Annotated in this window: 2 protein-coding genes; both read left to right on the forward strand. The window is 59.9% G+C overall.

Annotated elements, in window-relative coordinates:
- The coding region (locus ACO6UX_RS25070; RefSeq protein ID WP_422451134.1) for a hypothetical protein at positions 1-320 on the forward strand (320 nt) is incomplete at its 5' end.
- On the forward strand, positions 211-2,929 hold a 2,719-nt coding region (locus ACO6UX_RS25075), incomplete at its 3' end, for an Ig-like domain-containing protein (RefSeq protein WP_422451136.1). The genes ACO6UX_RS25070 and ACO6UX_RS25075, both read left to right, overlap by 110 nt.

Below are 2,929 nucleotides of genomic sequence, written 5' to 3' on the forward strand. Positions count from 1 at the left end.
GCTCGGGCGAGGCGACAGTCAGCTACGACATTGCCCCGGTGAACGACAACGCCCCGAAAGCGGAGAATGACCGTTACCGGCTGGAAGAGGGTGGTGAGCTCAGTGGCCGCAACATCATCCGTGACAACGACGCAGACATTGACCTGATACCCGACACCCTGACCATCGCGAGTGTCAATGGCACCGTCTGGGCGGACCTGGTCGACAGTGATGACTGCTCCTTCCACCGCTGCAGCGGGCTACAAAAAAGTTGCCACGGCCAACGGGGTTGTGTTCATCAAGGAAGACGGCACCACCCAGTACCGTCACGATGGCAGTGAAACCACAGGAGACAGCTTCAAATACACCATCACCGATGGCACCAACAGCTCGGGCGAGGCGACAGTCAGCTACGACGTTACCCCGGTGAACGACAACGCCCCGAAAGCGGAGAATGACCGTTACCGGCTGGACGAGGGTGGTGAGCTCAGTGGCCGCAACATCATCCGTGACAACGACACGGACAGTGACCTGCCAGCCGACACCCTGACCATCGCGAGTGTCAATGGCACCGTCTGGGCGGACCTGGTCGACAGTGATGACGCTACTTACACCGCCGCAGCGGGCTACAAAAAAGTTGCCACGGCCAACGGGGTTGTGTTCATCAAGGAAGACGGCACCACGCAGTACCGTCACGATGGCAGTGAAACCACCGGAGACAGCTTCAAATACACCATCACCGATGGCACCAACAGCTCGGGCGAGGCGACGGTCAGCTACGACGTTACCCCGGTGAACGACAACGCCCCGAAAGCGGAGAATGACCGTTACCGGCTGGACGAGGGCGGTGAGCTCAGTGGCCGCAACATCATCCGTGACAACGACACGGACAGTGACCTGCCAGCCGACACCCTGACCATCGCGAGTGTCAACGGCACCGTCTGGGCGGACCTGGCCGACAGTGATGACGCTACTTACACCGCCGCAGCGGGCTACAAAAAAGTTGCCACGGCCAACGGGGTTGTGTTCATCAAGGAAGACGGCACCACCCAGTACCGTCACGATGGCAGTGAAACCACCGGAGACAGCTTCAAATACACCATCACCGATGGCACCAACAGCTCGGGCGAGGCGACAGTCAGCTACGACGTTACCCCGGTGAACGACAACGCCCCGAAAGCGGAGAATGACCGTTACCGGCTGGACGAGGGCGGTGAGCTCAGTGGCCGCAACATCATCCGTGACAACGACACGGACAGTGACCTGCCAGCCGACACCCTGACCATCGCGAGTGTCAACGGCACCGTCTGGGCGGACCTGGCCGACAGTGATGACGCTACTTACACCGCCGCAGCGGGCTACAAAAAAGTTGCCACGGCCAACGGGGTTGTGTTCATCAGGGAAGACGGCACCACGCAGTACCGTCACGATGGCAGTGAAACCACCGGAGACAGCTTCAAATACACCATCACCGATGGCACCAACAGCTCGGGCGAGGCGACAGTCAGCTACGACGTTACCCCGGTGAACGACAACGCCCCGAAAGCGGAGAATGACCGTTACCGGCTGGAAGAGGGTGGTGAGCTCAGTGGCCGCAACATCATCCGTGACAACGACACAGACAGTGACCTGCCAGCCGACACCCTGACCATCGCGAGTGTCAACGGCACCGTCTGGGCGGACCTGGCCGACAGTGATGACGCTACTTACACCGCCGCAGCGGGCTACAAAAAAGTTGCCACGGCCAACGGGGTTGTGTTCATCAAGGAAGACGGCACCACGCAGTACCGTCACGATGGCAGTGAAACCAACGGAGACAGCTTCAAATACACCATCACCGATGGCACCAACAGCTCGGGCGAGGCGACAGTCAGCTACGACGTTACCCCGGTGAACGACAACGCCCCGAAAGCGGAGAATGACCGTTACCGGCTGGAAGAGGGTGGTGAGCTCAGTGGCCGCAACATCATCCGTGACAACGACACGGACAGTGACCTGCCAGCCGACACCCTGACCATCGCGAGTGTCAATGGCACCGTCTGGGCGGACCTGGCCGACAGTGATGACGCTACTTACACCGCCGCAGCGGGCTACAAAAAAGTCACCACGGCCAACGGGGTTGTGTTCATCAAGGAAGACGGCACCACGCAGTACCGTCACGATGGCAGTGAAACCACCGGAGACAGCTTCAAATACACCATCACCGATGGCACCAACAGCTCGGGCGAGGCGACAGTCAGCTACGACGTTACCCCGGTGAACGACAACGCCCCGAAAGCGGAGAATGACCGTTACCGGCTGGACGAGGGCGGTGAGCTCAGTGGCCGCAACATCATCCGTGACAACGACACGGACAGTGACCTGCCAGCCGACACCCTGACCATCGCGAGTGTCAATGGCACCGTCTGGGCGGACCTGGTCGACAGTGATGACGCTACTTACACCGCCGCAGCGGGCTACAAAAAAGTTGCCACGGCCAACGGGGTTGTGTTCATCAAGGAAGACGGCACCACGCAGTACCGTCACGATGGCAGTGAAACCACCGGAGACAGCTTCAAATACACCATCACCGATGGCACCAACAGCTCGGGCGAGGCGACAGTCAGCTACGACGTTACCCCGGTGAACGACAACGCCCCGAAAGCGGAGAATGACCGTTACCGGCTGGAAGAGGGTGGTGAGCTCAGTGGCCGCAACATCATCCGTGACAACGACACAGACAGTGACCTGCCAGCCGACACCCTGACCATCGCGAGTGTCAATGGCACCGTCTGGGCGGACCTGGTCGACAGTGATGACGCTACTTACACCGCCGCAGCGGGCTACAAAAAAGTTGCCACGGCCAACGGGGTTGTGTTCATCAAGGAAGACGGCACCACCCAGTACCGTCACGATGGCAGTGAAACCACAGGGAGACAGCTTCAAATACACCATCACCGATGGCACCAAC

Origin of the sequence: Endozoicomonas sp. ALB091 (assembly GCF_049310265.1) — a bacterium.
Taxonomy (GTDB): Bacteria; Pseudomonadota; Gammaproteobacteria; order Pseudomonadales; family Endozoicomonadaceae; genus Endozoicomonas.